We start from the raw sequence: 25,437 nt of genomic DNA, 5'->3' as shown, positions 1-25,437 counted from the left end.
CTGTGCGCGGGCAATTGGGGGCCGGAGAGTTGATGCTGGCACTGCTTTTACAGTCGCCGGATACTCTTCGGACTGCCCACTGACGAGCGAAGCATGCAACTCCAGAAATTCGGACTCCTTCCTTGGCTGCTCCTCGGTGCAGCGCCCGTGGTTGCGCAGATCAACGCCGGAACGCTGCCCCCCACCCCATCGCCTGCGTTCAAGCTCACGAAGGTCGCGCAGTTCGATCTGCCATGGCGCATCGCCTTCCTGCCGGACGGACGCATGCTGGTCACAGAGAAAATCGGCAAGCTCTACCTCACGACCCAAGCCGGACAGAAGCTCGAAGTCGCTGGCGTGCCGCCCGTGCTGTCCCAAAACCAGAACGGCTTGCTCGGCGTGTACGTGGCCCCGTCCTATTCGAGCGACGGGGCGATCTACCTGACCTATTCGGAGCCCGGACAGGACCCGGGCACCTCGAGCCTGGCGCTCGCCCGCGCGACGCTCAAGATCGGCGCCGGCACCGCCTCGCTGGAAGAACTGAAGGTCGTCTGGCACGACCCGATCAAGGGCAAGGGGGGCCAGGTCGGCGCTGCCGTGGCCTTTTCGCCCGACCAGAAATTTCTCTTCCTCACGGTCGGTGACCGGCAGCGCTTCACCCCCGCCCAAGACCCGAACCAACCGGCCGGCAAGATCCTGCGACTGACCCTGGACGGCAAGCCCGCACCCGGCAACCCGATGGAGGGCAAGACCGGCGCACGGTCGGTGCCGGTGATCGATCCGCCAAGAGACACGGAGGCCGCCAGGACCGCGCCGGTCGTGCGCACCCATGTTTTCGACGGCCCCAACCTGACGCCGTCCGAGACATGGACCTCGGGGCATCGCACGCCCTACGGCCTGGCGTTTGCGCCGGACGGCCGCCTTTGGGAGCTCGAGCATGGGCCGCGCGGCGGCGACGAACTCAACCTGATCGAGCCGGGCAAGAACTACGGCTGGCCGCTCGTGTCCTATGCGGTGAACTACGACGGTGTGCCCATTGCGAGCCCCGACACGCGCCCCGACCTCGCCAGGCCGGTGATCTACTGGACGCCTGTGCTCGCGCCCGGCAACCTGATGTTCTACAGCGGCGCGATGTTTCCGAAGTGGAAAGGCTCGGCGTTCGCGACCGGCCTCGTCAGCCGTGCCCTGCACCGCATCGAGGTGCACGGCGCGAGCGCGACGCCGGCAGAGCACTGGACGGTCGGCTTTCGCGTTCGCGGCGTCGAGCAGGCGCCGGACGGCGCGCTGTGGTTGATCGAGGACGACCACGAGGGCGGGTTGTATCGGCTCACGCCGAAGTAACCACGCCGAAGTGATCGCATCGAGTTCAACACGCCAACGTGGTGGCGCGTGGAATTGCTGCGATCAGGCCAGCGCCGTGCTGAACGTCGCCAGCAGGCGCGTCCAGGCGCGTTCGGACTGGGCAGCGTTGTAGACCTGTGTGTCGGGCGGGCACCAGCCGTGGGCTGCCGGGTACACCTCCACCTCGGCCGAAAGCTTGGCGCTGTCGAACGCGGCGCGCAGCGTGACCTTGGCTTCGGGGTCTTTGGTGTCGTCGTTCTCCGCCACCGCAATCAGATAGCGCGCCTGCGTCTGGGCCACCAGGCGATGGGGGCTGTCGGGCGCCGCGGTCACCATGGCGGCGCCGTGGAAGGTTCCGACCGCGCCCACGCGGCCGGGCGCCACGAAGGCGGTGCGCACCGCAATCGGGCCGCCCATGCAATAGCCGGTGGTACCCAGCTTGCGCGCCTTGTCCACCTCGCGCTGGGCATCGAGCCAGGCCACGAAGGCTTTTCCGTCGCTCAGGTGCATGGCCGGCGTCAGGGCCTGCATCAGCGGCATCACTTCGGCGATGGGCGTCTGGCCGCCCTGCGCCGCGGTGGGCGCCTTCTTCTGCCTGTAGAAGGGGTTCACCACCAGCACGCTGTAGCCCGATTCGGCCAGCCGCCGGCCCATTTGCCTGAAGGCCGGGCGAAGGCCGAACACGTCGGGCCACACCAGCACGCCGGGTGCCGGGCCCGATGTGGGTGCGACAAAGTAAGCGTCGCAGCTGCCGTCCGCGGTGGTGATGGTCACCTCGCGCTCGGCCACGGCCGCGGCGTCGGCCACGCTGGGCAGCGCGGTCAGCAGGCCGGCGGATGCGGCCCACGTACCGAAGTCGCGGCGGGTGTACTTCTTGAGCTCTTCCTGGTCGTTCAGATCACACACGATGGGTTTACCTCATTGGGGTTACGTCGAACGTCAGCTTGTGCCACGAATCGGCACGGCCAGCAAGCAGGCACGTGTTTTCCCGGATGCCCCGAGTCCGATGCCGCCGCTCGTGCCACAGCACCGAACGGGCCGGCAGTCACGATCGGCTTACTCCGCCTCGATGCCCGCAGCCTTCACGATCCGCCCCCACTTCTGCGACTCGGCGGTCTGGAACTTGCCCAGTTCCTCCGGCGAGGTCGTGAACACCTCGGTGCCGGTCGGCTCGTAGAAGCCGGTCTTCGCGGCTTCGCTCTTCGCAGCCTTCACCAGCAGTTCGTTCAGCCGCTTGACCACGGCGGGCGGCGTCTTCGCGGGTGCATAGGCCGCGAACCAGTAGCCCATTTCGTAGCCCTTCACGCCGGCCTCGGAAATGGTGGGCACGTCGGGCGCCAACGGCGAGCGCGCGGCGCTGGAAATGCCCAGCGCGCGCAGCTTGCCCGCCTTCACCTGCGGCAGGCCGGTGGCGGTGTCGGTGATCATCATGTTGATCTGGCTGCCCAGCAGGTCGGTCACGGCCAGCGTGTTGCTCTTGTAGGGCACGTGCAGCAGCTTGATGCCGGCCATCTGCTGCAGCAACTCGCCCGCCATGCGGCTGGACGAACTGCCGCTGCCGAAGCTGTACTTGCCCGGGTCTTTCTTCGCCAGCGCGATGAACTCGGCCACGCTCTTCGCGGGGAACGCGGGGTTCACCACCATGATCTGCCCGCCCTTGCCCAAGGCGGCGACGGGCGAAAAGTCTTTCACCGGGTCGTAGGGCAGCTTCTTGAACAGGTGCTCGTTGGCTGCGTGCGTGGTGTTGGTGGTGATGAGCACCGTGTAGCCGTCGGCGGGCGCCTTGGCCACGGCCTGCGAGGCGATGAAGCCGCTGGCGCCGGCCTTGTTGTCGATGATGACGGCCTGCTTGGTCTCGGTGGCGATCTGGTTGCCGAGCGCACGCGCGATCTGGTCGGTGGCGGTGCCGGCCGCAAAGGGCACGACGAAGGTGATGGCCTTCTCGGGAAAGGCCTGCGCATGGCCCAGCAGCGGCACCAGGGCGAGCGCGACGGTCAGCGCGGCAAGGGGAAATCGTTTCATTGTTTTGTCTCCGGATGGAATGGGTGAGTGGAATAAAAAAGAAACGGGTGTCGCTACGGCCCGGCCAGCAAAGGCACGAGCGCGCGCGGCACGCGAACAGGCATGTCGAGCAGCAGGAAAGACAGCGCCTTGCCATGCGCATCGAGGTTCAACGCATCGTTCACGCCGCCGTCGAGCACGGCGTCGAGCACGAAGTTCATCGCGTGCAATTTGGGCAGCACGAAGCGCTGCACCTGCGAGGGCGCGCGGTGGCGAAACTGCGCGGCCACGCGCTCGGGCGTGAGCTGCGCGACCAGCAGGTCGAACAGGTCCGCATGCCAGGCGATGACGCTGATGTTCGAGCGGTCGCCCTTGTCGCCCGTGCGGCCATGGGCGGCGCGGTACAGGGGCACTTCGACCATGTCTTGTTCGGTGGTGTTCATGCGAGGGCCTCCGCGTTCAGCAGTTCGAAACGAACCGGAATGGCATCGCGCGGCAGCAGGCACGACAGCGTGTTGAGCCGCGGCGTGAGCGCGGTGCGCACACCGCCGCCGCCCGCGGGGCCGCAGGTGTAGAGCGCCATGACTTCGCGCGCCAGGCGCTCGGCCTGCGCGCGATCGGTGTGCGTGGCGGCGACGCGCAGGCGCACGTCGCGCAGGCCGGCGTCGGGCGTGTCGGCCAGCGCGCGGCCGGCGTCGTCGCCGAGGATGCTGAGCGCGCCTATCAGGTCCACGCGCAGCGCGAGCCCCGGCAGGCGTTTTTTCAGCACGTCGGCCGCGAGCCGCGCACGCGCTTCGGCGCGCGGCCCTGCATAAGAGATTTCGCCCTCGGCCAGCCAGCCGCCTTCGTGGCAGACGTTGACCTTGTAGCGACCGGGCCGTTCATGGCCGCGCACGCCGGAAAGTTCGACGCGGTCGGCGCCCGGCAGCGCGCGCACTTCGGCATCGGCGATGTCGGCCACCACGTCGGGCGTCAGGTAGGCGGCGGGGTCGTGCACCTCGTAGAGCAGTTGCTCCTTCACGGTCGCTTCGCTCACGAGGCCGCCGGTGGCGTCGGCCTTGCCGATGGTGCAGCGGCCGTCGGCATCGATCTCGGCGATGGGGAAGCCCACGTTTTCGAGCCCCGGCACGTCCTTGTAGCCGGGGTCGGCAAAGTAGCCGCCGCACACCTGCGCGCCGCATTCGAGCAGGTGGCCGGCCATGGTGGCGCGGCCCAGGCGGTCCCAGTCGTCGGCGCGCCAGCCGAAGTGCGACATGGCCGGCCCCACGGTGAGCGAAGGGTCGGCCACGCGGCCGCACACCACGATCTGCGCGCCCGCGTCGAGCGCGGCGGCTATGGGCTCGGCGCCGATGTAGGCGTTGGCGCTGACCACGCGCAGCCCTTGCATCTGCGCGCCCAGCGCTTCGTTCAGCAACGCGCGGTGCTCGGGGCCCGACAGGTCGTCGCCCTCCACCACCGCAATGCGTGGCACGCCCACGCCCAGTTCGCGTGCCATGCGGGCGATGTGCCGCGCAGCCGCACGCGGGTTGGCCGCGCCGAAGTTGCTCACGATGCGGATGTCGTGCGCCAGGCAGCGCACCAGCACCGGCCGCAGCATGTCGTCGAGCAGCGGCTCGTAGCCCGCGTCGGGGTCGGCGCGGCGGCGCAGCTGGGCCAGCGCCAGCGTGCGCTCGGCCAACGTCTCGAAGATCAGGAAGGCGCGCCGGCCTTCGGGACCGCCGGCCAGCCGCGCGATCAGCGTGTCGACCACGGGCCCCGCGGCGTCGGTGCGATCGCCAGAGAAGCCGGCGGCGCAACCGATCAACAGCGGGGGCGTTTCTGTAGCGTTCATTGGCGTGCACTGTAGGCAGCGCCCCGTCATCCGTAAAATCGAAAATTCAGATCGATTGATCCGCTTTTCAAATGACCCGTCCATGACCGCCAGAAAGACGCCCGACCTGTCCACGCGCCAGCTGCGCGCCTTTCTTGCGCTGGCCGAGCACCGCAACTTCACGCGCGCGGCGCAGGCCAGCCACCTGTCGCAACCGGCGTTCAGCGCGCTCATTCGCACGCTCGAAGACGCGGTGGGCACGCGCCTGTTCGACCGCGACACGCGCAGCGTGCAGCTCACGCCGGAAGGCCAGCTGTTCGAAGGCTCGGCGCGCCGGCTGCTGGACGACATGGGCAGTGCCATGAGCGACCTGGCCGACCACGTGGAGCGCCGCAAGGGCCGCGTGCGCGTGGCCGCCCTGCCCTCGCTCGCGGCGGGTTGGCTGCCGGCGGTGTTCGCGGAGTTCATGCAGGCCTGGCCCGGCATTCGCATCGACCTGGACGATGCGCTGTCCGACGCCTGCATCGCGCTGGTGCGCAGCGGCCAGGCCGACTTTGCGCTCGCGGCTTCGGGTGCAGGCGCGGGGGGCGCGGCGGGCAGCGACCTGCGCGCGCGCAAGCTGTGCAGCGACCGATTTCATTTGGTGTGCCGCGCCGACCATCCGCTGGCGCAGGAGCCGCGCCTCACGGTGAAGAAGATCGCGCCCTGCCCCTTCATCCAGATGGCGCGCAACAGCAGCGTGCGGCAGGCGCTCGACGTCGCCCTGCATCCGCAGCGGCTGAACGCGGTGTTCGAGGTGGAGCACCTGGCCACCGTCATGGGGCTGGTCGAGGCGGGGCTGGGCGTGAGCGTGGTGCCGGCTCTCACGCTGTTCCACTTCCAGCGCGAGACGCTGGTGACCAGGCCGCTGCCGGTGGCGGCCCTCACGCGCACGCTGTACCTGGTGCAACGGCGCGAGGGCAGCCTGTCGGTGGCGGCGCAGACGCTGCACGACCTGATCGTGCAGCGGCTTGGGTCATTGAAGCTGGACTGAGGCAGCCGCCAAACGGCCGTGCCGGCTCACTGGTCGAGCCGAATGCCCACCCTTGCAATGATCGCGCCCCACTTGCGCCCTTCGCTGTCGATGAAGGCCGCGAATTCCTCGGGCGAGCCACCGCCCGCCACCAGCCCCTGGTTGGCCAACAGCTCGCGCACGGCCGGCTCGCGCAGCACGGTGTTGACGTCGGCGTTGATGCGGCGCACCACCTCGCCCGGCGTGCCGCTGGCGGTGAAGAAGCCGTTCCACGCGAGCGACTCGAAACCCGGATAGCCAGCCTCCGCCACCGTGGGCAGGTCTTTCATGAGTTCGGAGCGCCGCGCGCTGGTCACCGCGATGAGCTTCACGCGCTGCCCCTGGATCAGCGGCAACAGCGCAGGCGCCACCGTGAACAGCGCCTGCGTGTCGCCCGCGGCCAGCGACAGGCCCGCGGGCGGCGAGCCCGCGTACGGCACGTGCACGGCCTCGATGTGCGCCACGCTGCGAAACAGCTCCATCGTGAGGTGCGACGAGCTGCCCGCGCCCACCGACGCATAGCTGAACCGGTTGCCCCGCTTCTTCGCCCACTCGACGAATTCCGCCAGCGTGTTCGCCGGGTTGTTCGCCTGCACAGCCAGCACGTTGGGCTGCGAGGTCGTGAGCACGATGGGCACCAGGTCGTGCGCCGGCGCATAGGGCATGCGCGCGTACATGTAGGGGCCGAAGGCGATCGGCCCGTTGAAGCCGATGCCCAGCGTGTAGCCGTCGTGCGGCGCCTTGGCCACCGCGTCCATGCCGATCAGGCCGCCCGCGCCGGCCTTGGTCTCGATGACCACGGGCTGCTTCCACATCACGCGCAGGCGGTCGGCCAGGGTGCGCGCGATGAGGTCGAGCGAGCTGCCGGCAGGCGCGGGGACGACGATGCGCACGGGCTTGCCCGGCCAGTCCTGCGCCCAGGCGCCGACGGCCAGCAGGCTGGCGAGCAGGAAAGTGGCGAGCTTGTTCTTCTTCACTTCGGTCATTCGGTGGCGGGGCAGGATCGCGCGAAGTTTTATCACCGAATGCGCCCGCATCGCCCTTGCCGGCAGGCGGAGGCCGATTCCCGCATGATCCGGCGATGACCTCTTCCAACCTGTTTTCCCCGCGGCGCCGCGGCCTCGTGGCCGCCGCCGCGCTGCTGCCGCTGGCGGGCACCGCCGGACTCGCAAAAGCCCAGGCGGTCAACGCCGCCAGCTTGCCGCCCAAAGCCGTCGAAGCCTTGCGGGCGGCGGTCGACGGCCCGCAGCGCAGCCCCGCCAACCGGGCCCGCGACGGCGCGCGGCACCCGCTCGAAACGCTGGCCTTCTTCGGCATCCGCCCCGACGCGACGGTCATCGAAATTGCGCCCGGCGGCGGCTGGTACACCGAGATCCTCGCGCCTTACCTGCACGACCACGGACGCCTGTATGCCGCCCACGAACCGGCCGGCGGCACGCCCGGCCAGCAGCGTGCACGCGCCGCCTTTCGCGACAAGCTCGCGCGCGAGCCGAAGGTGTATGGCCGCGTCGTGCTCGGCACGCTGCCCACCGCAGCCTTCACGGACATCCGCCCGCCCGGCGGCGCCGATGCGGTGCTGACATTCCGCAACATCCACAACTGGATCGAGGACGGGCACTTCGACGAGAGCCTGCGCGCCTTCTTCGACGTGCTCAAGCCCGGCGGCGTGCTGGGCGTGGAAGAGCACCGCGCTGCGCCGGGCACCCCCCTTGCCCGCGTGATCGCGAACGGCTACGTGCCGCAAGAGCTGGTGATCGAGCGCGCGAAGGCGGCAGGCTTCGAATTCGCGGGCAGCAGCGAGGTCAACGCCAACCCGCGCGACACCAAAGACCATGCGAAGGGCGTGTGGTCGCTGCCGCCCACGCTGCGCGGCGGCGAGGCCGACCGGGCGAAGTACCTGGCGATCGGCGAGTCGGACCGGATGACGCTGAAGTTCGTCAAGCCTCGCGGGTCCGGCAAATAGCCCAGGGCTTTAACCACGCTGAGAGCAGGCCGATTTTCGGGGGGCTTCAAACCGGCGCGGCATCGCGGCAAGATGCGCATCCGCCGATTCCTGCGTCACCCAGACCGAGAGAAGGAGCAAGCCCATGTTCGCCACCCCCGAACGCACCATCAAGACCCCCGGCCCGGACCACCCGATCGCCATTGCGAAGAACCCGCTTCGCGTGGTGGTGTCGGTCGACGGCCACGTCATTGCCGACACGCGCGACGCGCTGACGCTGCGCGAGGCGCACTTCGGCACCGTGCACTACATCCCGCGCAAGGACGTGCGCATGTCGCTGCTGGAGCGCACGTCGCACGCGACCTACTGCCCCTACAAGGGCGAAGCCGCCTACTACAGCATTCCGGCCGGCGGCGAGCGCTCGGTGAATGCGGTGTGGACCTACGAAACACCGTATGAGCACGTCGCGCAGATCAAGGACCACGTGGCGTTCTACGCAGACCGCGTCGGGCCGATCGAAGAGCGCGTCGTGTAGGCGGCCGCCCCCTCTTCCTACCCACCCCACCCTCGGACAACAAAAAGCCGGGCCCCGCTTTCGCAGGGTCCGGCTTTTGTGCGTGTGCCCTCGCCAGCGGCAAGGCAACGTCGTTCGGTCGATTACAGCGGCAGTGCGTCACCGCGTGCAGCGGCACGGGCGGCGGCACGCACGGTGGAGCGGTCGATGCCGCTGGCCAGCACCGGGGCCACACGCGAGCTCACGCCTTCTGCGTACGGGTTGTCGCTGTGTGCGGCGGCCACGGCTTCGGCGCGGACGGCCGCGCGGCTGGTGGTCGAGGCAATCAGTTGCACCGGGCCCTGGTTGGCGCCGTCGGCGTAGGGGTTCGCGCGGTGCGCGGCCACCACAGCCTGGCTGGCGACGTCGGCGCGGCTGACGGCCGAGGTCAGTTGATGCACGCCGTCGTAGCTTTCGGCGTGGGCGGCACCGGCGGCGGCCAGAAGAGCGATGGCGATGGCGGAGAGGAGCTTCGAGGCGGTCATTTGGATTTCCTTCAATTGGTTTCGGTTTTGGTTCCCTGGATCAGCTGAAGGGCTGGTCCATGGGAAGAATTGTGCGCCGATACCCTGGGGAAAACCCTGGTGAAAAAGAACCGCGGTGTTCATGTGACGGAAACAATCGCGGCGCGCCGAGACCGCGATCGGTCAGTCGATCAGCACGCCGCCGAGCACCGTGCCCACGATGCTTTCCAGCGCCTGGTCGTAGTGCGCGGAGGTGAGCTTCTTCACCTGCAGCACGGCATTCACGATGGGCTCGTAGTCGGCATAGAACTGGGTCGCGGCCCACAGCATGAAGAGAAAGTGCCGCGGGTCGATCTTGCGGATCTTCTTGGCGGCCATCCAGGCCTCGAACACCTCGATGCTGGCGGCGGTGCTCTTCGCGATGTGCGCACGGTCGGCCGCCGACAGGAACGCACCGCCGCGCACCACCTCGTTGGCGAACAGGCGCGCCTCCAGCGGGTTCTTGCGGCCCAGCTTGAGCTTGGCCTGCACATAGGCACGCAAGGCCACGGCGGGCTCGGTGTCGACCTGCAGGATCTGCAGCGCGCTGTCCCACTCTTCCAGCAGCGGCGCGAAGGTGGCGCTGTAGAGCTCTTCCTTGGTGGCGTAGTAGTAGTAGACGTTGGCCTTGGGCAGGCCCGCGACGGTGGCGATCTCGGCGATGCGCGCGCCGTCGAAGCCCTTGGCAGCGAACACCTCGCTGGCGGCCTTGAGGATCTTGCGTTTGTTGGCCGCCCTGATCTCCCGATCCGCGGGGTTTTCCGGCAGGGGGGATCGGGGAGTTTTTGTGTCGCGCATGGGCAATGGTGTCGCTGGTGAGCGGGCTCAAATTCTAGAGGGCGCCCCGAAATGGAGCACGGGCGGGCACCAAAAAAATTCTGACCAACTCGTCAATTTATTCCTTAGAATTTCCTGACGAACTGGTCAGCTTTTTTGAAGTTTGAATGTAACCCATGCCCCAAGCCCTGCGCACCGCACTGCAAGAAACACTGGCGAACTGGCCCGACGACCTGCCTGATGCTTGGCGGGCCGCGCTGGGCGATGTGACACTCGATTTCGAGGGCGTCGACGCGGCGCTCGAACTGCAGGCGTGGGAGCCGATCTTTCCGGCGCGCAAGGGCCGGCAGCTGGCCGGCAGCCCCAAGGGCGCGCACATGCTCAAGGCCTTCGACAGCGTGCCGCCCGCGCAGGTGCGCTGCGTGGTGCTGGGGCAGGACCCGTATCCGTCGATCGACATCGCCACCGGCCGCGCCTTCGAGGTGGGCAACGTGGCCGAGTGGCGCGAGCTCGACAAGATGTTCACCCGCAGCATCCGCGCCTGGGTGCAGATGCTGGCCGAGGCACGCACCGGCGACGCAGGCTACGGCGGCAGCTTCGCCAACTGGCCGCGCACGCTGCGGGCGATCGAATCGGGCGCGCTGCCCTTCGAGACGCCCGCCACGCTGAGCGACCGCTGGATCGACAGCGGCGTGCTGCTGCTCAACACCTCCTTCACGCTCAGCCGCTTCCAGGTGGGCATCGACCCGCACCAGTCGCGCGGCCACCTGGTGGTGTGGAAGCCGCTCATCCAGGCCGTGCTGTCGTACCTGCGAAAGCGCGGCGAGCCGGTGGTGTTCATGGGCTTCGGCGTCTCTGCCGTCGATGCGTTCCAGGCGGCCGGCATCGCGCAGGGCCGGGACGGCAACGTTGCCTGCATCCTGCGCGAACACCCCGCCTACGCGGAGGCGGTGCTGGGCCTGCCCAACCCCTTCGCCCTGTGCAACGCCCATCTCGCCGAGATGGCGTGCGACCCCATTCCCTGGTGACGGCCAGCAACCCCATGAACGACAAGAACGACTACGACTACATCATCGTGGGCGCCGGTTCCGCGGGCTGCGCGCTCGCCGCCCGGCTCAGCGCCCGCCCCGCCACCCGCGTGCTGCTGCTGGAGGCCGGCGGCAAAGACTCGAACCCCCTCTTCCGCCTGCCGATGCTCATGGGCAAGCTGTTCCAGTCGGGCATCTACAACTGGCACTTCCACTCCGAGCCCGAGCCCAACCTCAACGGCCGCAAGATCTACTGGCCGCGCGGCAAGGTGCTCGGCGGCACCTCGACCATCAACGGCATGATCTACGTGCGCGGCGGCAAGCAGGACTACGACGGCTGGGCCGCCATGGGCAACCTGGGCTGGTCTTACAAGGACGTGCTGCCCGCCTTCAAGCGCTCCGAGGGCCACATCCAGCGCGACGGCGTGTTCCACAACGCCAAGGGCGAACTCACGGTCTGCCGCGCGCGCGGCTGGAACGCATTGCTCGACGTGTTCTGCCTGGCGGGCCAGCAGGCCGGCTACCCGCTGAACGACGACTTCAACGGCGCCAGCCAGCTGGGCTTCGGGCGCTACGACTTCACCATCAAGCAAGGCAAGCGCTGGTCCACGTCCTTCGCGTTCCTGCGCCCGGCATTGAAGCGCAGCAACCTCGAGGTCGTGACCCGCGCGCTCACGCACAAGGTGCTGGTAGAGAAAGGCCGCGCCGTGGGCGTGGCCTGCGACGTGCTCGGCCAGATGCGCACCGTGCGCGCCCGCAAGGAGGTGATTCTTTGCGCGGGCGTGGTCGGCTCGCCGCACCTGCTGATGCTCTCGGGCATCGGCCCGCAGGAAGAACTGGCCAGGCACGACATTCCCGTGCTCAAGGCATTGCCCGGCGTGGGCGGCAACCTGCAGGACCACGTCGACTGCGTCATGTCGTACGAGTGCAAGCAGCCCGTTTCGCTCTACAAGGACCTGCGCGCCGACAAGATCGCGTTCTCGGTGGTGCGCGGCATGCTGTTCGGCGAAGGCATCACCACCACCTTTCCGTACGAAGCCGGTGCCTTCATCAAGACCCGGCCCGAGCTCGATCACCCCGACGTGCAATTGCACTTCATGCCCGCGCTGGAGAAAACGGCCAACCTGTATTTTCCCAACCCGTTCAAGAAATCGACGGTGGAGGCCAAGCACGGCTTCACGCTGCGCGTGGGCCCGGTCAACCCGAGCAGCAAGGGCCGCATCCGCCTGCGCTCGGGCCGTCCGACCGATGCCCCGCTGATCCAGCCCAACTACCTGGACACCGAGTTCGACCGCCAGACCATGGTCGACGCCATCCGCGCCACGCGCCAGGTCATCGCGCAGCCCGCGTTCGATGCCTACCGCGGCAAGGAACTCGCGCCCGGCCCCGAGAAGCAGAGCGACGAAGACCTCGTCGCCTGGCTGCGCGCCACCGCCATGACCACCTTCCACCCGGTGGGCACCTGCAAGATGGGCAATGACGCCATGGCCGTGGTGGACCACCGGCTCAAGGTGCACGGCATTGCCAACCTGCGCGTGGCCGACGCTTCCATCATGCCGGTCATCTCGAGCGGCAACACCAATGCCCCGGCCATCATGATCGGCGAGAAGTGCGCCGAATTCATCCTGGCCGGGCAGTGACACCCGGCACAAGACCACGGAGCATTTCATGATCGTCGAACACCGCCTCTACACCTTCCGCCCCGGCACCATCGAGCAATGGCGCGAGAAGTACGAAAGCGAAGGCCTGCCCGTGCAGAAGCGCCACCTGAACCGCTTCGTGGGCCTGTACATCTCCGAGATCGGCCGGCTGCACACCTCGGTGCTGATGTGGGCCTACGACAGCCTGTCCGACCGCGAGGCGCGACGCGCCGCAATGTATGCGGACCCCGACTGGCAGTCGTTCATCAAGAGCGTGTGGGCGCTGGACGCCATCCAGAGCCAGGACGTGATGATCATGAACCCCGCGCCCAGCTCGCCCACGCCCTGAGTTCGCTTGCCCACTTGCCGCTCGCTCGTTCTTTCCTTCGCCCTTTCCTCAACCCCAGAGATATCCGCATGACACACCACGCACCCTCCAGCGCCAGGCCCGCTCGCCGGCAGATCCTCAAGGCCGTCGCCGGCATGGGCGGCGTCGCCATGGCCAGCGCCCTGTATCCGTTGATCGCCAATGCCAAGGGCGGCCTCATCGCGCTGGTGCACACGCAGGCCGCGGGCGACGCCAGCGCGGTCGACGCAATGATCGCGCGCCTCAAGGCGCTGGGCAAGGAAACGGGCATGCAGACCCGCGCCATCTACGCGAAGGACCCGTCGACCTACGAGACCATTTTTCGCACACTGGCCGACGCGGGCGCGGCCGTCATCGTGTCGACCTTCAACGAGGTGAGCGAGCCCTTCAAGGCGCTGGCGCCCAAGTACCCGAAGACGCAGTGGCTGCAACTGTTCGGCGACGAAATGAAGCCCTCCCTCGCCAACGTGACCACCGTGTCCTACGACTACTACCTGGGCACCTACCTGGCCGGCATTTTCGCGGGGCGCATGTCGACCACGGGCAAGATCGGTTTCATCGGCGGCATGTCGATTCCGCCGCTCAACGCCGACTACAACGCCTTCAAGGCCGGCGTGCTGTCGGTGCGCAAGAACGCGGCCGTCACGGTCGCCTTCGCGGGCTCGTTCCAAGACCCGGTCAAGGGCCGCGAAATTGCCACGCAGATGTTCAACGGCGGCATCGACTTCATCCAGACCGACGCGGCAGCCACCGACGCGGGCATCATCGCCGCGGCCAACGACAAGCCCGGGCGCCTGGTGAGCTGCCTCGACCCGGCGCAGTACCCGCAAGGCCCGAAGTCGCTCGTTTCCATCGTCAGCCTGCACTTCGGCAAGTCGCTGTACGACGAAGCATCGAAGATCCTGAAGACCGGCAAGGGCGGCGCGCACCTGAACACCGGGCTGGGCACCGGCGTGGTGGGTCTCGAACTCTCGCCCGTTTTCCAGAAGGAAGGCGACAAGGCCGTGGCCGCCAAGGCCGAGCAGGTGATGGCCGAGATTCGCACCACGCAGGCGGCCATCCTGAACGGCTCCCTCAAGGTCGCGTTCAACACCGTGCTCTGACCCTTTCGACGTTCGCGACGTACCCATGAACCCCAGTTCCCCGAGCAGCGAGACATGCCCGGCGCCCCCCGCGCTGGTGCTGGACGGTGTCACCGTGCAATACGACACCGTGAAGGCGCTGTCGGGCGTGTCCATCGCTTTCGCGCAAGGACAGATTCATGCGGTCGTCGGGCAGAACGGCGCGGGCAAGACCACGTTCGCCCGCGTGTGCTCGGGCCTGGTGAAACCCACGCAAGGCCGCGTGCGCATCGGCGAGCACGAGATCCGCACCGGCCACGTCAACGCCGCGCGCGCGGCCGGCGTGGAACTGGTGCACCAGAGCTTTGCGCTGCCGGCGTCGTTCACCGTGGCGCAGGCGATGGAGTTCGGCTCCAGCCGGCACCGCGGCCTGTTCACCTCGCGCCAGCTGGCCCGGCGCTGGCAGGCGCACCTGGACGGGCTGGGCCTGTCGGTGGGCCCGCGCGAAGTCATTCGCAACCTGCCGATCGAGACGCAGCAGGGCATCGAGATCGCGCGCGCGCTGGTGACCGATGCCAAGGTGCTCATCCTGGACGAGCCCACCGCCGTGCTCGCGCCGGCCGGCGTGGAGACCCTGTTCGAACGCATCCGCATCTTGAAGAAGCGCGGCGTGACCGTGGTGCTCATCCTGCACAAGATCCGCGAAATGATGGCCATCGCCGACACCGTGAGCGTGCTGCGCCGCGGCGAGCACGTGACCGGCCCCGTGCCGTGCAGCAGCATCGGCGCCGCCGAGCTGAGCCAATGGATCATGGGCGACGCGAAAGTGCCGCTGCAGGCCGAGGCCCGACCCGCATCGCGGCGCGACCTCACCGCGCCCACCGTGCTGCGGCTGAAGAACCTGTCGACCAAACCGGACGCCGAAGGTGCCGCGCTGGACGACGTGAGCCTGGAAATCCGCGCCGGGGAAATCATCGGCATCGCCGGCGTCGAGGGCAACGGCCAGCGCACGCTGGTGCGCGCCATTGCCGCACTGGCGCAGACCGCCAGCGGCAGCATCGCGCTGGCGGGCCGCGACGTGACGCACACCGACCTGGCCACGCGGCGCGCGGCGGGCCTGCGCATCATCCCGTTCGAGCGCAACGTGGAAGGCCTTTCCCTGAACAGCAGCCTGTGGGAGAACTGGTCGATGGGCCGGCTGCTGCAGGGCGGACTGCTCTCCTTCGTTCGCCCGCGCAAGCTGCAGGCCGAATGCGACGCCGCGCTCACGCAATGGGACGTGCGCTACGCCCACTGCGGCCAGCCGGCCGGCTCGCTCTCGGGCGGCAATGCGCAAAAGGTGATTTTCGCGCGCGAGGTGGACGCGAGCGCGCGGCTCATCATTGCGGCGCAGCCCACGCGCGGCCTGGACATCGGCGCCACCGCCTCGGTGTGGAAGGCACTGCGCGAGGCGCGCGACCGGGGCGCCGCGATCATCCTGGTTTCTTCCGACCTCGACGAGCTGTTCGACATCAGCGACCGCGTGCTGGTCATGCTGCGCGGCAAGGTCGTGGGCGACTACGTAGGGCCCTTCGACCTGCGCGAAGTCGGCCAGGCGATGGTGGGAGCGCACGCATGATGGGCCGCTTGTTTTCGCCCGCACGCCTGCTGCCGGTGCTGCGCGTGCTGCTGTTCGTGTGCTTTGCGCTGGTGTTGTGCGCGCTGGCCTTCTACGGCGCCGGGCTGGACGTGGGCGAACTCTTCACCGGCATTCTCGACGGCGCCTTCCTGCGCGAGGGCGCCATCCACCAGGGCCTGCGCTGGGCCATGCCGCTGTTCATCACGGCCACGGGCGTGGCCATTGCATTCCGCGCGGGCTTTTTCAACATCGGCGCGCAGGGGCAGTTCTATGTCGGCTCCATCCTCGCGGCGTTCACCGCCGAATGGCTGGGCGGTGCGCCCGCGTGGGTGGTCGTGCCGGGCTGCCTGCTCGCGGGCATGGTGGGCGGCGCGCTGTGGGCCATGTGGCCGGGGCTGCTGCGGCTGCGCTCGGGCACCGACGAGGTCATCACCACGCTGATGGGCAACTTCCTGGCGGGCCTGCTGCTGGTGTACGTCACCTCCGGCCCGCTGAAAGACCCTTCGGGCTCGGGCCAGCAGGCGTCGAGCCGGCCCATTGCGGACGGCTACCGCATCTCCGATTCGCTGGGCGTGTCGCCGCTCATCTGTGCGCTCACGCTGGCGGTGTTCGTGCTGTCGTGGCTGCTGGCCAACCGCACGGCACTGGGCATCGTGGCCAACCTGGCGGGGCGCAACCCGACGATGGTGGCGTGGCAGGGCGCGCGGGTGAGCCGCATCGGGCTTTTCAGCTTTCTGGTGAGCGGCGCGCTCGCGGGGCTGGCCGGCGGCATCGAGCTGCTGGGGCCCAACGGCCGGCTGGCCAGCGGCTTCCTGCCGGCGCACGGGTTCACGGCCATCCTCATCGCGCTGGTGGCGCAGCTGTCCATCGTGGGCACGGCCGTGTCCGCGCTCTTCTTCGGCGCACTGGCCTCGGCGGCGCTGTACCTGCCGGTGATGGTCGGCATGCCCGCGGCGGCCATCGAGGTCATCAACGCGACCATCGCGCTCTTCATCACGTCGCGCGCCCGTTGGCTCGACAAGCTCTTCATCCGAAAGCCCGCATGACCGACACGCTGGTCTCCATCCTGATCTCGGGCACGCCGCTCGTCTACGTCACGCTGGCGGGGGTGCTGGCGCAGCGCGCGGGCATCTGGAACCTGGGTCTGGAGGGGCTGATGATCATCGGCAGCTGCGCGCTCATCGTGGGCATCGTGCAGACCGGCTCCTTCGTGCAGGCCATGCTCATCGCCGCCGCGCTGTGCGTGGCGGCCTCGGCGCTGCTGTGGTACGTGGTCGAGAAGCTCAAGGCCAACCCGATCATCGCGGGCCTGGGGCTCACCGGGCTGGGCCTGGGCGGCACGTCGCTCGCCATCCAGGCGCTGTACGACAGCGAAGCCACGGTCACAGCGCCCTTCGGCATTCCCAGGCTCGACAGCCTGTTCGACGCCGACCTGGGCCACCTGGGCGGCCTGTCGGTGTTCGTGCTGTTCATGCCCGTGGCCGTGTGGCTGGTGTGGCTGCTGCTGGAGCGCACGCGGCTGGGCTTGCGGATGTCGGCCTCCGGCGAGCACCCCTTCGCCGCGCGCAGCGTGGGCGTGAACCCCGCCCGCATGCGCCTGCTGGCGCTGGCACTGGGCGGCGTGCTGTGCGCCATCGGCGGGGCGGAGCTGGCCGGCGGCAGCCTGCAGATCTTTTCGCAGAACATGACGGCGGGCCGCGGCTTCATGGCGTTCGCGGCCGTCATCTTCGGTGCCGGCAGCGCGCTGGGCGCTACCGCGGCGGCGCTGTTCTTCGCGGTGGTGTCGGCCCTGGGCATTCGCGCGCAGCTGGCGTACGGCGGCGCCATTTCCAACGACCTGCTGCAGGCCCTGCCCTACCTGGCCACCATCTTCGGCGTGTGGCTCAGCACCAAGTTGCGCGGCGGGCTGGGGTCGATACGGGGCACGGCGGAGATGCGGGATTGAACGCACCCATGAACGCCACCCTCATCCGCGGCGCGGAAGTGCTGGCCGTCGGCGGCCCGCAGGGCGACCGGCCCGTGCACGCCGACGTGCTGCTGCGGCACGGCAAGATCGCCGCCATCGGCACCGACCTGCCGCTGCCCGATGCCCACGAAGTGCTGGACGTCATCGACGGGCGCGGCAAGCTGCTGATGCCCGGCCTCGTCAACGCGCACACCCATTCCAGCGAGACCTTCTTCAAGGGCCGCTACGAGCGCATGCCGCTCGAGCTGTGGCTGCTGTACGCGTACACCTACCTCTCGGGCAGCCCCATCGGCGACCGCCTGCTCTACCTGCGCACGCAGGTGCTCGCCATCCAGTCGCTGAAGAACGGCGTGACCACGCTGTGCGACGACTTCTTCGACCCGATGGCGCACAGCATCGAGCGGCTGGGCATCGTCTTCCAGGCCTACCGGGACGCGGGCATTCGCGCCAACGTGTCGAGCGCCGTGCTGAACACCGCCGTGCTCGACTCCACCCCCTTCGGCCACGAGGTGTTTCCCGAGCACCTGCGCGCGCAGCTGAAGTTCGGCGCACCCACCACCGTGGCCGACTACACGGCCTATTGCCAGGAAGCCTTCCGCCGGTTCCACGGGCAGGCCGACGGCCGCATGCGCTTCGCCATCACGCCGTCGGCGCCGCAGCGCTGCACCACCGACATGCTGCAGGCCTGCCACGCGCTGGCCGTGCAGCACGGCGTGCCGCTGCACACCCACCTGCTCGAAACCAAGGTGCAGGCCGTGGCCGGCCAGATGTTCTATGGCAAGACGCTGCTGGCGCACATGCACGACATCGGCGTGCTCGACCGCCACGCCACGCTGGCGCACGCCATCTGGATCACCGACGCCGACATCGCGCGCATGGGCGAGGCGGCGTGCGCGGTGGTGCACAACCCGCTGAGCAACCTCAAGCTGGGCTCGGGCCTGGCGCCGGTGCGCAAGTTGCTGCACGCGGGCGTGGCCCTCGGCCTGGGCACCGACGGACTTTCGTCGAACGACAGCGCGCGCGTGTTCGACCTGATGCGCTTCGCGGCGCTGATGCACAACGTGAACGGCACGCCGCCCTCGCAATGGCTCACCGCCTTCGAGGTGCTGAAGATGGCCACGCTCGATGGCGCGCGCACCGCGATGCTCGACGACGCCACCGGCTCCATCGAGGTGGGCAAGGCCGCCGACCTGGTGTTGTTGGACCTGGCCAACGACAACTTCCGCCCGCGCAACGACATCGTGAAGCAGCTGGCCTACTGCGAGAACGGCAGCGCCATCGATCTGGTGATGGTCGGCGGGCATGTCGTGTGCCGCAACGGCCAGCTCACGACCGTGCGCGAGCAGGACGTGTGGGCCGAGCTCGGCGAACTGCTGCCCGCGTACCTGGCAGAACACGGCCGGTGGGAGGTGGCGAACCAGGTGTTCGAGCCGTACTTCGCCGAGGTCATTCGCCGGTGCAACGAGGTCGACGTGGGCCTTCATCGCCACGCTTGAATCCGCTGTGCAAGCGATGGGCTTTGCGTTGACGGGTGCATCGCGCGAGAAGGGGCGTGCGGCTGGGTAGAGTGCGGTTCGCTCGGACATCGATCCGATCCTTTTTCACCGCATTCCTCCATCGACCATGAAGTTCGGCTACACCATCGCCTACGTTCCCGACGTTGCGCAGTCCCTGCAATTCTTCGCGCAAGCTTTGGGCTTTGCGACCCGCTTCCTTCACGAGTCGGGCACCTACGGCGAGCTGGAGACGGGCGAAACCACCCTTGCCTTCGCGTCGCACGAACTCGCCGCATCGAACTTTTCGCAGGGGCATGTGGCTGCATCCGAATCTGCGAAGCCGCTAGGCATGGAACTCGGCTTCGTGACGGACGACGTGCCGGCGGCGCATGCGCGGGCCGTGGCGGCGGGCGCGGCGGAACTCTCTGCGCCTGTCACCAAGCCGTGGGGCCAGGTGGTGTCTTATGTGCGCTGCCCAGATGGCCTGCTGGTCGAGTTGTGCTCGCCTGTGGGCGGTTGAGCGCGGCGCGGGGCGTACACCAGTTCTGGCATGCGTGATCTCGGGTGCTACGGCTTCACCGCACTCGGCTGACGGGTGTCGGGAGTGGAAACTGTCGTGCCGGTGTCGTCTTCGATCCATCCACGCCACGTGCCACGACCCCACGAGGTCTTGACTTCGTACTGGATCACATACGTTCGGCCGGCAAGCGCCACGAACCTGAGGCGGGTGTGGTCGGCCCGTATCTGCGGGATCGTCCTGAGGCCGACCACCACTGCGTGCTCACCGGGCGAAAGCTCCCAACGGTCTACCGGCCGAAGGACGTGCGGCACCACCACTCCGTCGATCGAGGCGAAATAGCTCGCTGCGCGCGGGCCTGACTTGACGATGGCAAGGCTGGACAACGGTTGGGTCTCGGTGCCAGGAATACGGTACGGGGCGGCAGAGCAGCCTGCGAGGATCGCGGCGGTCAATGCAAGGGCCAAGCGGCAATTTCTCGGATTCATCCAAATTTCTCAGTTTTTTTCGGCTGCGCGAGCGGTCGCAAGCAGCCCTCTTGCCCGCTCACCCCTTCAACACCCGCCGTCGCACCTTCACCGCCGAAGCCAGCCCTTCGAGCACCGGCACCGTCTGCGCAAAGCCGATGCAGGCATCGGTGATCGACACACCGTGCTTCAGCGCCACGCCGGGCTTGAGGTCCTGCCGGCCTTCTTCGAGGTGGCTTTCGATCATGAGGCCCGTGATGCGATGCTCGCCCGCCGCAATCTGCGCCGCCACGTCCGCGGCCACCACGATCTGCCGTTGATGCTGCTTGCTGCTGTTGCCGTGCGAGACGTCGACCATCACCTGGGGGCGCAGGCCGTTGGCCACCAGTGCCTCGCAGCTGGCCGCCACGTCCGCGGCCGAATAGTTGGGCGCCTTGCCGCCGCGCAAAATGACGTGGCAGTCGTCGTTGCCGCGCGTCTCGAAGATCGCCGCCATGCCCATCTTGGTCATGCCCATGAAGGCATGCGGCGCGCGGGCCGCGAGGATGGCGTCGGCGGCCACCTTCACGCTGCCGTCGGTGCCGTTCTTGAAGCCGACCGGGCAACTCAGGCCCGAGGCCAGCTGCCGGTGGCTCTGGCTCTCGGTGGTGCGGGCGCCGATGGCGCCCCAGGCGATCAGGTCGGCAATGAACTGCGGGCTCAACAGGTCGAGAAACTCGGTGCCGGTCGGCAGGCCCAGGGTCGTCAGCTCGAGCAGCAGGCGCCGCGCGCGCTCCAGCCCCTCGTTGATGGCAAAGCTGCCGTCCAGGTGCGGGTCGTTGATGTAGCCCTTCCAGCCCACGGTGGTGCGCGGCTTCTCGAAGTAGGCGCGCATCACGATGAGCAGGTCGTCCTGCAGCGAATCGGCGACCGCCTTCAGGCGCTGCGCGTATTCGATTGCCTGGTCGTGGTCGTGGATGGAGCACGGGCCGACCACGACCACCAGCCGGTCGTCTCGGCCGTGCAGCACATCGGCAATGGCCGCGCGGCTGCTTTCGACCAGCGCCAATGTGTTGTCGCGCACCGGCACGCGCTCCTGCAGCAGCGCGGGGGTCATGAGCGGGCGAACGGCGCCGATGCGCACGTCGTCGATGCGCGTGGTGTCGAGCGTGCTGTCGCGGGAGCCGATTTCGGCGTCGTGGAGGGGGTCGTCGAGGCGGGGCATGGTGGTGGGCTTTGATCGGGTACTGAGCTGCCTCGATTGTCCTCGCTCGGGCGCCCCGCCTTGAACGCACCGCCTCGCTCACCGCGCCACGGGCGCTCGCGATGGCGTCAGCGCGTGGGGCCGTACGCGAGCACGCCGGAATCCTCGTTGGCGAACCACCGGAACACGTGCGAGCGATAGTCCTGTGTCGTTCGCATGTGAAGGAACCCTGCTTCGGCGACACCCCGTTCGTCGACCGGTATGCCGGCGGCGCGCATCGCAACGATCGCTTCGTCGGGCGCCGTGTCGCACGGGAGCTTCAGGGTGATGGTCGCGCTGTGCCATGTGGACCTGTTCATCGCGTTCCCCTCGGGTTTTGACGCGCCAGTACAACGCGGTGCGCCGTGAGGCGCAATCCATCTTTTGGGGTATTCCAACGGGCGGCAGGCCCCCTTCGCAGTTTCGAAGTGCAGCTACGACGAGGCTGCGGTCCTCCTCGGCCACGCAGATGTGTCCGGCGTGTTGCTCCTGGCAGGCAGCAGCGGGACACCTGCAGCCGATCGCGCTACGGAATAGGTGATTTCGTGAGGATGAAACGGCACCCCCGCTTCCCTGCCCCGAAGCTTGACCCTGACAAAGTCGCCGCTCATGCCGGTGATGATTCCCGGCTGGCCATTCACCTCGACGGCGCCACCGCGTCGCGCCGGCACACCGAATTTTTCGCGAATCGCGGTCAGGTTGTCTGGCTTCTTGATCTTCATGACAGGTTCCTTGTGACCTGGGATGGCCGGACTTTGCTGTCCGGCTGCACCCACGCCTTTTTCTATATTTAGAACCAAAGGTATTACTTTTTTGGCACTTGAACGTCGGACAAGGCGCTGTGACGATGTGCTTCAAGCTGCGCAGCTACCTCTCGCCTACGTCTGGCAAGGCTGCGGGACAGCGCCTTCCGTGCGGGTTTTTCTGGCTGGAAAGCCGCCCGCACCCAGGCGACGCGCCTTGGCCGGATCGCGCTCGGGCAACGGGGCCTGCGGATCGTCAATTTCGTGACTCGAAGATTGCGCGATCGACGCTCACCCGGCGCTTGCTGCGCCGGGGTCTACGCCGAACGGCAGAAGCTGCATTTGTTGGCGTGAATCGAGACTTCGTGACGCACGCAGCGACCGCTCGGCATGCGCTGTTCTCTACAGTGAATGCCCCTGTCACTCAACACCCCGCCAAGGGGACAAGGAAGGCGCAACACACAGCAAGCCGAATGAATGATGAATCGCTACGCCTCGCGGCGGGTTGTCGGTGCTGCCAAGCAACGATGCAAAAGCGAGGTATCAAAAGGCGACGGCCGGGGTGTTCGAGCACTCCGGCCGTCTAACCAAAGACGTGCAACCAACTCTAAAGGAACGCACAAAAATGGCTACCAAGACTATAGCCCGGCCTCGCACGCCGGTATCTCCCGACGGCACCGCCCAAGACCCGGCGGACCTGCTCGAAAACACGCTCACTCAACTCGAATCTCTGCTGTGGGTCTGCCACGGGGAAGACATCGACTGGCACACCGGCGAAGGGCCTCGGCATCTGGACAACGTGCTCTGGCTGGCGGCTGAACTGGCGCGCAAGGCCGGGGAGTTGTTTCAGATGAGGGAGAAGGCACGCAGAGATGCGCCTGAAGCTGGCGGCTAGCGGCGGGTCTGGCGGGCTGTGAATTTCACAGTCCGCCTATTGCGTGAGGAACGAAAATTCCGGCCCAACTATCTACGCCCTCCGGGCCCTGCGCTCAGCCCATGTGCATTCGGTTCTCCAAAGAAGTTGAAACAGTCGCACGACTGCGCCGAGCCAAGGAGGTTGACGTTGCCTGTTGCTGGATTGCTCGGCGTTGCGAACGGTCACATCCGCCTCGCCATCCTTTTCGTATTCAAGCATCGCCGCGACGCGTGGCGGGCTTTCTGTTGGCGCTGTCCCGAACGACGTTGCAAACCTGCACACGGTACTCCGAGAAGAACACCTGCCGCCCTATTTTCTTGGCCTCCACGTGCTCGGGATGGGTCGCCCAAGCCCGCAGGCCTTCCTCGGATTCAAACTCGACGATCGTCACGCGTTCGCCATCTGCGGCAGTGAACCCCTTGTGCGAGATGTAGCCGGCAATGCCCTTGGCAAGTTCGCTCATCCGAGCGGCAGATTGTTGGTATTCAACTTGGGATTCGGCGTTCAGTCTGGATCTGAAAACGGTCACGATCATGGGGCGCCTTTGCAAGGAGAGGTGAGGCTTCGACAATGAAGTGGTCGCAGTTTAGGAATAGGATTTCATTCCGTAAAATGAATAATTTCGACGATTTCATTCTCTGATTCAGAACATGGACCTTTCCGATCTGCGCGTTTTCCAAGCCGTTGTTACGGCCGGCGGCATCACGCGAGCGGCCGCGCTGCTGCATCGCGTTCCCTCCAACGTCACGACGCGCATCAAGAATCTTGAAGACGACCTCGGCGTCGCGCTCTTCAGTCGGGAAGGGCGGCGTCTCCAGCTGTCGCCACAGGGCAAGGTGCTGCTCGAGTTCTCAAACCGCCTGCTGTCGTTGGCCGAGCAAGCGCGTAGTGCCATGCACGAACAGGTGCCGCGCGGCGTACTTCATCTGGGCTCCATGGAAAGCACGGCAGCCATCCGTCTACCGTCGCTTCTCGGGCAAATCCACGAGCGCTACCCGGAGCTGTCGATCGAACTTTGCACAGGCGCGCCGCGTCCGCTGACGATCCGCGTGTTGTCGGGGGAACTCGACGCAGCACTGGTCGCTGAACCGGTCTCCGATCCGCGGTTGAACAGCCTCGCGGTGTGTACGGAGCAACTGGTCATCATTGGTCCTGTCGGTCACCCGCCGATTCGCTCCGCCCACGACATCCGCAACGGCACGCTGTTGGTTTTCGAGCCCGACTGCCCCCATCGTCAACGATTGGAAGCCTGGTGCGCCCGAGACGACATGGCGCCGCGACGAATCATCGAGGTCGGCTCCTACCACGCCATCCTCGGGTGTTGCGTGGCAGGCATGGGCGTTGCGCTCATTCCCGCCGCCGTGTTGGACACCTACACCGAGCGCGCGAGGCTTTCGGAGCACAAGCTCAAGGGTGATTTCCGGACGGTGAAGACGATGCTCATTTGGCGAAAGGACTCGCCGCAGCCCAACGTAAAGCTATTGGCGGACCTGATCCGGGAGAAGCAACGCGGCCAGTCAAAATCATCGGCGCAGATTGTCAAGCGCAAGACAGCTTGAGGGCTCGAGAGCACACTTGTACGCTTTGAATCGAACGACTGCTTCGGAGTACGGCGACTGCCAGAAGTTGACGGCGTAGCGGCCCATGCACACAGCAGCGCTGCTTGACGCGAACGACCGGCGCATGGACAAGCCCCCACGCGCAGTACGCCGAACAGCAGCCTGCCTCTGGCAAGGCTAAAGTGTCCACCCCCACGAGCCTGCCCCATGCATCCCTTCGCCGCGCGCGCCCTCCTCCTCCTTCTTGCCACCGCTGCCTGCATCCCGTGTGCCTCAGCCCAATCGCTCAGTTGCGGCGGCCGGCTCTCCGGCGCAGGCGACTCCAAGTTCTCGGTCGTGCAGAAATGCGGTGAGCCGGTGTCACGCGAATTCGTCTGCGTACCGCGCCCGCAGGTCGTATGGATCCCGTCGCAATACCCCGGCGGCCCGGCCCAGCAGGTGGTCACGCAGCAGTGCGTGCCGATGGAAGACTGGACGTACTACCGCGGCGAAGGCAACTTCCTGGGCATCGTGCGCTTCTTCAACGGGTCGGTGGAGTCGGTGCGCGATGGGGACCGGGTGCGGTAGCCCGCATCGCCTTCGAGGCTGTTCAATGCCGCAAACCACACGGCACTTCACAGCGCGCTGCAACGTCGCTACATTCGTCGCTTCGACAACCCCACAGAAAGCGGAGGTGCGCCATGGAAGACACTGCAATTCAAGCCCCTACCAACGTGCGGTTTGTCGGGCCTCATCTGAACTGATCGTTTACACGCTCGCCATGTAGCCCAGTCTGCCCGCGCGGCCATCCCAGGCCGCGTCTCGCAAGCCGCCCCCGATTCCAACGCCCCGCCACCGGCACGCATGTGCCGTCGGCGCTCCGTTCATTTTTCGAATCAAG

General features: G+C 67.3%; 28 protein-coding genes. 16 read left to right on the top strand and 12 right to left on the bottom strand.

Features of this window, described 5'->3' with window-relative positions; all coding sequences use genetic code 11:
* Positions 1-93: 93 nt before the first annotated feature.
* Positions 94-1,320, top strand: coding sequence for a PQQ-dependent sugar dehydrogenase (locus tag ACSFA5_RS21375; protein ID WP_435446049.1), 1,227 nt, complete (start codon positions 94-96; stop codon positions 1,318-1,320).
* A gap of 63 nt (positions 1,321-1,383) precedes the next feature.
* On the opposite strand, the gene ACSFA5_RS21370 is transcribed toward ACSFA5_RS21375, so the two are convergent.
* The 4 genes from ACSFA5_RS21370 to ACSFA5_RS21355 all read right to left on the bottom strand — a co-directional run bounded on the left by ACSFA5_RS21370 (position 1,384) and on the right by ACSFA5_RS21355 (position 5,152).
* Complete coding sequence (locus tag ACSFA5_RS21370; RefSeq protein ID WP_435446048.1) at positions 1,384-2,226, bottom strand: dienelactone hydrolase family protein; 843 nt, start codon at positions 2,224-2,226, stop codon at positions 1,384-1,386.
* Between the two features lie 150 nt (positions 2,227-2,376).
* Complete coding sequence (locus ACSFA5_RS21365; RefSeq protein ID WP_435446047.1) at positions 2,377-3,342, bottom strand: Bug family tripartite tricarboxylate transporter substrate binding protein; 966 nt, start codon at positions 3,340-3,342, stop codon at positions 2,377-2,379.
* Positions 3,343-3,395: 53 nt separating this feature from the next.
* Positions 3,396-3,764, bottom strand: a complete 369-nt coding sequence (locus tag ACSFA5_RS21360) for an AtuA-related protein (protein ID WP_435446046.1) — start codon at positions 3,762-3,764, stop codon at positions 3,396-3,398.
* On the bottom strand, positions 3,761-5,152 hold the full coding sequence (locus tag ACSFA5_RS21355; protein ID WP_435446045.1) for an acyclic terpene utilization AtuA family protein: 1,392 nt from the start codon (positions 5,150-5,152) through the stop codon (positions 3,761-3,763). The genes ACSFA5_RS21360 and ACSFA5_RS21355 overlap by 4 nt, the downstream gene beginning before the upstream one ends.
* Before the next feature lie 82 nt (positions 5,153-5,234).
* Between ACSFA5_RS21355 and ACSFA5_RS21350 the strand changes: the two genes are divergently transcribed.
* The gene (locus tag ACSFA5_RS21350) at positions 5,235-6,164 is read left to right on the top strand and encodes a LysR family transcriptional regulator (RefSeq protein WP_435446044.1); all 930 of its coding nucleotides are present in this window, start codon (positions 5,235-5,237) and stop codon (positions 6,162-6,164) included.
* Positions 6,165-6,190: 26 nt separating this feature from the next.
* Here the strand turns inward: ACSFA5_RS21350 and ACSFA5_RS21345 are convergent, their stop codons facing one another.
* On the bottom strand, positions 6,191-7,159 hold the full coding sequence (locus ACSFA5_RS21345; protein WP_435446563.1) for a Bug family tripartite tricarboxylate transporter substrate binding protein: 969 nt from the start codon (positions 7,157-7,159) through the stop codon (positions 6,191-6,193).
* A 104-nt stretch (positions 7,160-7,263) separates the two neighbouring features.
* Here ACSFA5_RS21345 and ACSFA5_RS21340 point away from each other — a divergent pair, with 104 nt between their 5' ends.
* Together ACSFA5_RS21340 and ACSFA5_RS21335 are read left to right on the top strand one after the other, a co-directional pair.
* Positions 7,264-8,145 (top strand): class I SAM-dependent methyltransferase, encoded by an 882-nt coding sequence (locus ACSFA5_RS21340; protein ID WP_435446043.1) that lies wholly within the window; start codon positions 7,264-7,266, stop codon positions 8,143-8,145.
* A gap of 124 nt (positions 8,146-8,269) precedes the next feature.
* Positions 8,270-8,659 (top strand): DUF427 domain-containing protein, encoded by a 390-nt coding sequence (locus ACSFA5_RS21335; protein ID WP_435446042.1) that lies wholly within the window; start codon positions 8,270-8,272, stop codon positions 8,657-8,659.
* A gap of 122 nt (positions 8,660-8,781) precedes the next feature.
* On the opposite strand, the gene ACSFA5_RS21330 is transcribed toward ACSFA5_RS21335, so the two are convergent.
* Positions 8,782-9,162, bottom strand: coding sequence for a helicase SNF2 (locus ACSFA5_RS21330; protein ID WP_435446041.1), 381 nt, complete (start codon positions 9,160-9,162; stop codon positions 8,782-8,784).
* A 162-nt stretch (positions 9,163-9,324) separates the two neighbouring features.
* A complete protein-coding gene (locus ACSFA5_RS21325; protein ID WP_435446040.1) occupies positions 9,325-9,978 on the bottom strand; it encodes a TetR/AcrR family transcriptional regulator in 654 nt (217 codons plus the stop codon).
* A 155-nt stretch (positions 9,979-10,133) separates the two neighbouring features.
* Between ACSFA5_RS21325 and ACSFA5_RS21320 the strand changes: the two genes are divergently transcribed.
* The 9 genes from ACSFA5_RS21320 to ACSFA5_RS21280 all read left to right on the top strand — a co-directional run bounded on the left by ACSFA5_RS21320 (position 10,134) and on the right by ACSFA5_RS21280 (position 19,653).
* Positions 10,134-10,985 carry a uracil-DNA glycosylase family protein gene (locus ACSFA5_RS21320; protein ID WP_435446039.1) on the top strand — a complete coding sequence of 284 codons (852 nt, stop codon included), beginning with the start codon at positions 10,134-10,136 and terminating at the stop codon, positions 10,983-10,985.
* Positions 10,964-12,625, top strand: a complete 1,662-nt coding sequence (locus ACSFA5_RS21315) for a GMC family oxidoreductase (protein ID WP_435446038.1) — start codon at positions 10,964-10,966, stop codon at positions 12,623-12,625. Before ACSFA5_RS21320 ends, ACSFA5_RS21315 begins: the two co-directional genes overlap by 22 nt.
* Before the next feature lie 28 nt (positions 12,626-12,653).
* Positions 12,654-12,974: an NIPSNAP family protein gene (locus tag ACSFA5_RS21310; protein ID WP_435446037.1), complete on the top strand. Its 321-nt coding sequence runs from the start codon at positions 12,654-12,656 to the stop codon at positions 12,972-12,974.
* 68 nt (positions 12,975-13,042) lie between these two features.
* On the top strand, positions 13,043-14,095 hold the full coding sequence (locus ACSFA5_RS21305; RefSeq protein ID WP_435446036.1) for a BMP family ABC transporter substrate-binding protein: 1,053 nt from the start codon (positions 13,043-13,045) through the stop codon (positions 14,093-14,095).
* 25 nt (positions 14,096-14,120) lie between these two features.
* Positions 14,121-15,671, top strand: coding sequence for an ABC transporter ATP-binding protein (locus tag ACSFA5_RS21300; protein WP_435446035.1), 1,551 nt, complete (start codon positions 14,121-14,123; stop codon positions 15,669-15,671).
* Complete coding sequence (locus ACSFA5_RS21295) at positions 15,668-16,717, top strand: ABC transporter permease (protein ID WP_435446034.1); 1,050 nt, start codon at positions 15,668-15,670, stop codon at positions 16,715-16,717. The genes ACSFA5_RS21300 and ACSFA5_RS21295 overlap by 4 nt, the downstream gene beginning before the upstream one ends.
* The gene (locus tag ACSFA5_RS21290; RefSeq protein ID WP_435446033.1) at positions 16,714-17,616 is read left to right on the top strand and encodes an ABC transporter permease; all 903 of its coding nucleotides are present in this window, start codon (positions 16,714-16,716) and stop codon (positions 17,614-17,616) included. Before ACSFA5_RS21295 ends, ACSFA5_RS21290 begins: the two co-directional genes overlap by 4 nt.
* An 8-nt stretch (positions 17,617-17,624) precedes the next feature.
* Complete coding sequence (locus tag ACSFA5_RS21285) at positions 17,625-19,133, top strand: amidohydrolase family protein (RefSeq protein ID WP_435446032.1); 1,509 nt, start codon at positions 17,625-17,627, stop codon at positions 19,131-19,133.
* 127 nt (positions 19,134-19,260) lie between these two features.
* Positions 19,261-19,653 carry a VOC family protein gene (locus ACSFA5_RS21280; RefSeq protein ID WP_435446031.1) on the top strand — a complete coding sequence of 131 codons (393 nt, stop codon included), beginning with the start codon at positions 19,261-19,263 and terminating at the stop codon, positions 19,651-19,653.
* Between the two features lie 47 nt (positions 19,654-19,700).
* On the opposite strand, the gene ACSFA5_RS21275 is transcribed toward ACSFA5_RS21280, so the two are convergent.
* From ACSFA5_RS21275 to ACSFA5_RS21260, 4 genes are all read right to left on the bottom strand, one after another.
* Positions 19,701-20,117 carry a hypothetical protein gene (locus tag ACSFA5_RS21275; RefSeq protein WP_435446030.1) on the bottom strand — a complete coding sequence of 139 codons (417 nt, stop codon included), beginning with the start codon at positions 20,115-20,117 and terminating at the stop codon, positions 19,701-19,703.
* Between the two features lie 79 nt (positions 20,118-20,196).
* Positions 20,197-21,321, bottom strand: coding sequence for a 3-deoxy-7-phosphoheptulonate synthase (locus ACSFA5_RS21270; RefSeq protein ID WP_435446029.1), 1,125 nt, complete (start codon positions 21,319-21,321; stop codon positions 20,197-20,199).
* 107 nt (positions 21,322-21,428) lie between these two features.
* Positions 21,429-21,659 carry a hypothetical protein gene (locus ACSFA5_RS21265; protein ID WP_435446028.1) on the bottom strand — a complete coding sequence of 77 codons (231 nt, stop codon included), beginning with the start codon at positions 21,657-21,659 and terminating at the stop codon, positions 21,429-21,431.
* Positions 21,660-21,773: 114 nt separating this feature from the next.
* The gene (locus tag ACSFA5_RS21260; protein ID WP_435446027.1) at positions 21,774-22,061 is read right to left on the bottom strand and encodes a hypothetical protein; all 288 of its coding nucleotides are present in this window, start codon (positions 22,059-22,061) and stop codon (positions 21,774-21,776) included.
* A gap of 646 nt (positions 22,062-22,707) precedes the next feature.
* Between ACSFA5_RS21260 and ACSFA5_RS21255 the strand changes: the two genes are divergently transcribed.
* A complete protein-coding gene (locus ACSFA5_RS21255) occupies positions 22,708-22,977 on the top strand; it encodes a hypothetical protein (protein ID WP_435446026.1) in 270 nt (89 codons plus the stop codon).
* 232 nt (positions 22,978-23,209) lie between these two features.
* Here the strand turns inward: ACSFA5_RS21255 and ACSFA5_RS21250 are convergent, their stop codons facing one another.
* Positions 23,210-23,533, bottom strand: coding sequence for an antibiotic biosynthesis monooxygenase family protein (locus ACSFA5_RS21250; protein WP_435446025.1), 324 nt, complete (start codon positions 23,531-23,533; stop codon positions 23,210-23,212).
* Between the two features lie 115 nt (positions 23,534-23,648).
* On the opposite strand from ACSFA5_RS21250, the gene ACSFA5_RS21245 reads away from it, so the two are divergent.
* The gene (locus ACSFA5_RS21245; RefSeq protein ID WP_435446024.1) at positions 23,649-24,557 is read left to right on the top strand and encodes a LysR family transcriptional regulator; all 909 of its coding nucleotides are present in this window, start codon (positions 23,649-23,651) and stop codon (positions 24,555-24,557) included.
* Positions 24,558-24,764: 207 nt separating this feature from the next.
* The gene (locus tag ACSFA5_RS21240) at positions 24,765-25,124 is read left to right on the top strand and encodes a DUF2845 domain-containing protein (protein ID WP_435446023.1); all 360 of its coding nucleotides are present in this window, start codon (positions 24,765-24,767) and stop codon (positions 25,122-25,124) included.
* Positions 25,125-25,437 lie beyond the last annotated feature (313 nt).

This window comes from Variovorax monticola, from assembly GCF_051216855.1.
Classification (GTDB): Bacteria; Pseudomonadota; Gammaproteobacteria; order Burkholderiales; family Burkholderiaceae_C; genus Variovorax.
The sequence above is the reverse complement of the archived record's forward strand: the minus strand, read 5'-3'. Positions and strand labels throughout refer to the sequence as shown.

Coding starts and splice junctions, on each gene's coding strand:
- ACSFA5_RS21265 (WP_435446028.1), bottom strand. CDS start 21,659: ATGAACAGGTCCACATGGCACAGCGCGACCATCACCCTGAAGCTCCCG.
- ACSFA5_RS21340 (WP_435446043.1), top strand. CDS start 7,264: ATGACCTCTTCCAACCTGTTTTCCCCGCGGCGCCGCGGCCTCGTGGCC.
- ACSFA5_RS21335 (WP_435446042.1), top strand. CDS start 8,270: ATGTTCGCCACCCCCGAACGCACCATCAAGACCCCCGGCCCGGACCAC.
- ACSFA5_RS21375 (WP_435446049.1), top strand. CDS start 94: ATGCAACTCCAGAAATTCGGACTCCTTCCTTGGCTGCTCCTCGGTGCA.
- ACSFA5_RS21350 (WP_435446044.1), top strand. CDS start 5,235: ATGACCGCCAGAAAGACGCCCGACCTGTCCACGCGCCAGCTGCGCGCC.
- ACSFA5_RS21255 (WP_435446026.1), top strand. CDS start 22,708: ATGGCTACCAAGACTATAGCCCGGCCTCGCACGCCGGTATCTCCCGAC.
- ACSFA5_RS21355 (WP_435446045.1), bottom strand. CDS start 5,152: ATGAACGCTACAGAAACGCCCCCGCTGTTGATCGGTTGCGCCGCCGGC.
- ACSFA5_RS21300 (WP_435446035.1), top strand. CDS start 14,121: ATGAACCCCAGTTCCCCGAGCAGCGAGACATGCCCGGCGCCCCCCGCG.
- ACSFA5_RS21290 (WP_435446033.1), top strand. CDS start 16,714: ATGACCGACACGCTGGTCTCCATCCTGATCTCGGGCACGCCGCTCGTC.
- ACSFA5_RS21325 (WP_435446040.1), bottom strand. CDS start 9,978: ATGCGCGACACAAAAACTCCCCGATCCCCCCTGCCGGAAAACCCCGCG.
- ACSFA5_RS21305 (WP_435446036.1), top strand. CDS start 13,043: ATGACACACCACGCACCCTCCAGCGCCAGGCCCGCTCGCCGGCAGATC.
- ACSFA5_RS21285 (WP_435446032.1), top strand. CDS start 17,625: ATGAACGCCACCCTCATCCGCGGCGCGGAAGTGCTGGCCGTCGGCGGC.
- ACSFA5_RS21270 (WP_435446029.1), bottom strand. CDS start 21,321: ATGCCCCGCCTCGACGACCCCCTCCACGACGCCGAAATCGGCTCCCGC.
- ACSFA5_RS21320 (WP_435446039.1), top strand. CDS start 10,134: ATGCCCCAAGCCCTGCGCACCGCACTGCAAGAAACACTGGCGAACTGG.
- ACSFA5_RS21240 (WP_435446023.1), top strand. CDS start 24,765: ATGCATCCCTTCGCCGCGCGCGCCCTCCTCCTCCTTCTTGCCACCGCT.
- ACSFA5_RS21260 (WP_435446027.1), bottom strand. CDS start 22,061: ATGAAGATCAAGAAGCCAGACAACCTGACCGCGATTCGCGAAAAATTC.
- ACSFA5_RS21245 (WP_435446024.1), top strand. CDS start 23,649: ATGGACCTTTCCGATCTGCGCGTTTTCCAAGCCGTTGTTACGGCCGGC.
- ACSFA5_RS21280 (WP_435446031.1), top strand. CDS start 19,261: ATGAAGTTCGGCTACACCATCGCCTACGTTCCCGACGTTGCGCAGTCC.
- ACSFA5_RS21365 (WP_435446047.1), bottom strand. CDS start 3,342: ATGAAACGATTTCCCCTTGCCGCGCTGACCGTCGCGCTCGCCCTGGTG.
- ACSFA5_RS21360 (WP_435446046.1), bottom strand. CDS start 3,764: ATGAACACCACCGAACAAGACATGGTCGAAGTGCCCCTGTACCGCGCC.
- ACSFA5_RS21330 (WP_435446041.1), bottom strand. CDS start 9,162: ATGACCGCCTCGAAGCTCCTCTCCGCCATCGCCATCGCTCTTCTGGCC.
- ACSFA5_RS21295 (WP_435446034.1), top strand. CDS start 15,668: ATGATGGGCCGCTTGTTTTCGCCCGCACGCCTGCTGCCGGTGCTGCGC.
- ACSFA5_RS21310 (WP_435446037.1), top strand. CDS start 12,654: ATGATCGTCGAACACCGCCTCTACACCTTCCGCCCCGGCACCATCGAG.
- ACSFA5_RS21250 (WP_435446025.1), bottom strand. CDS start 23,533: ATGATCGTGACCGTTTTCAGATCCAGACTGAACGCCGAATCCCAAGTT.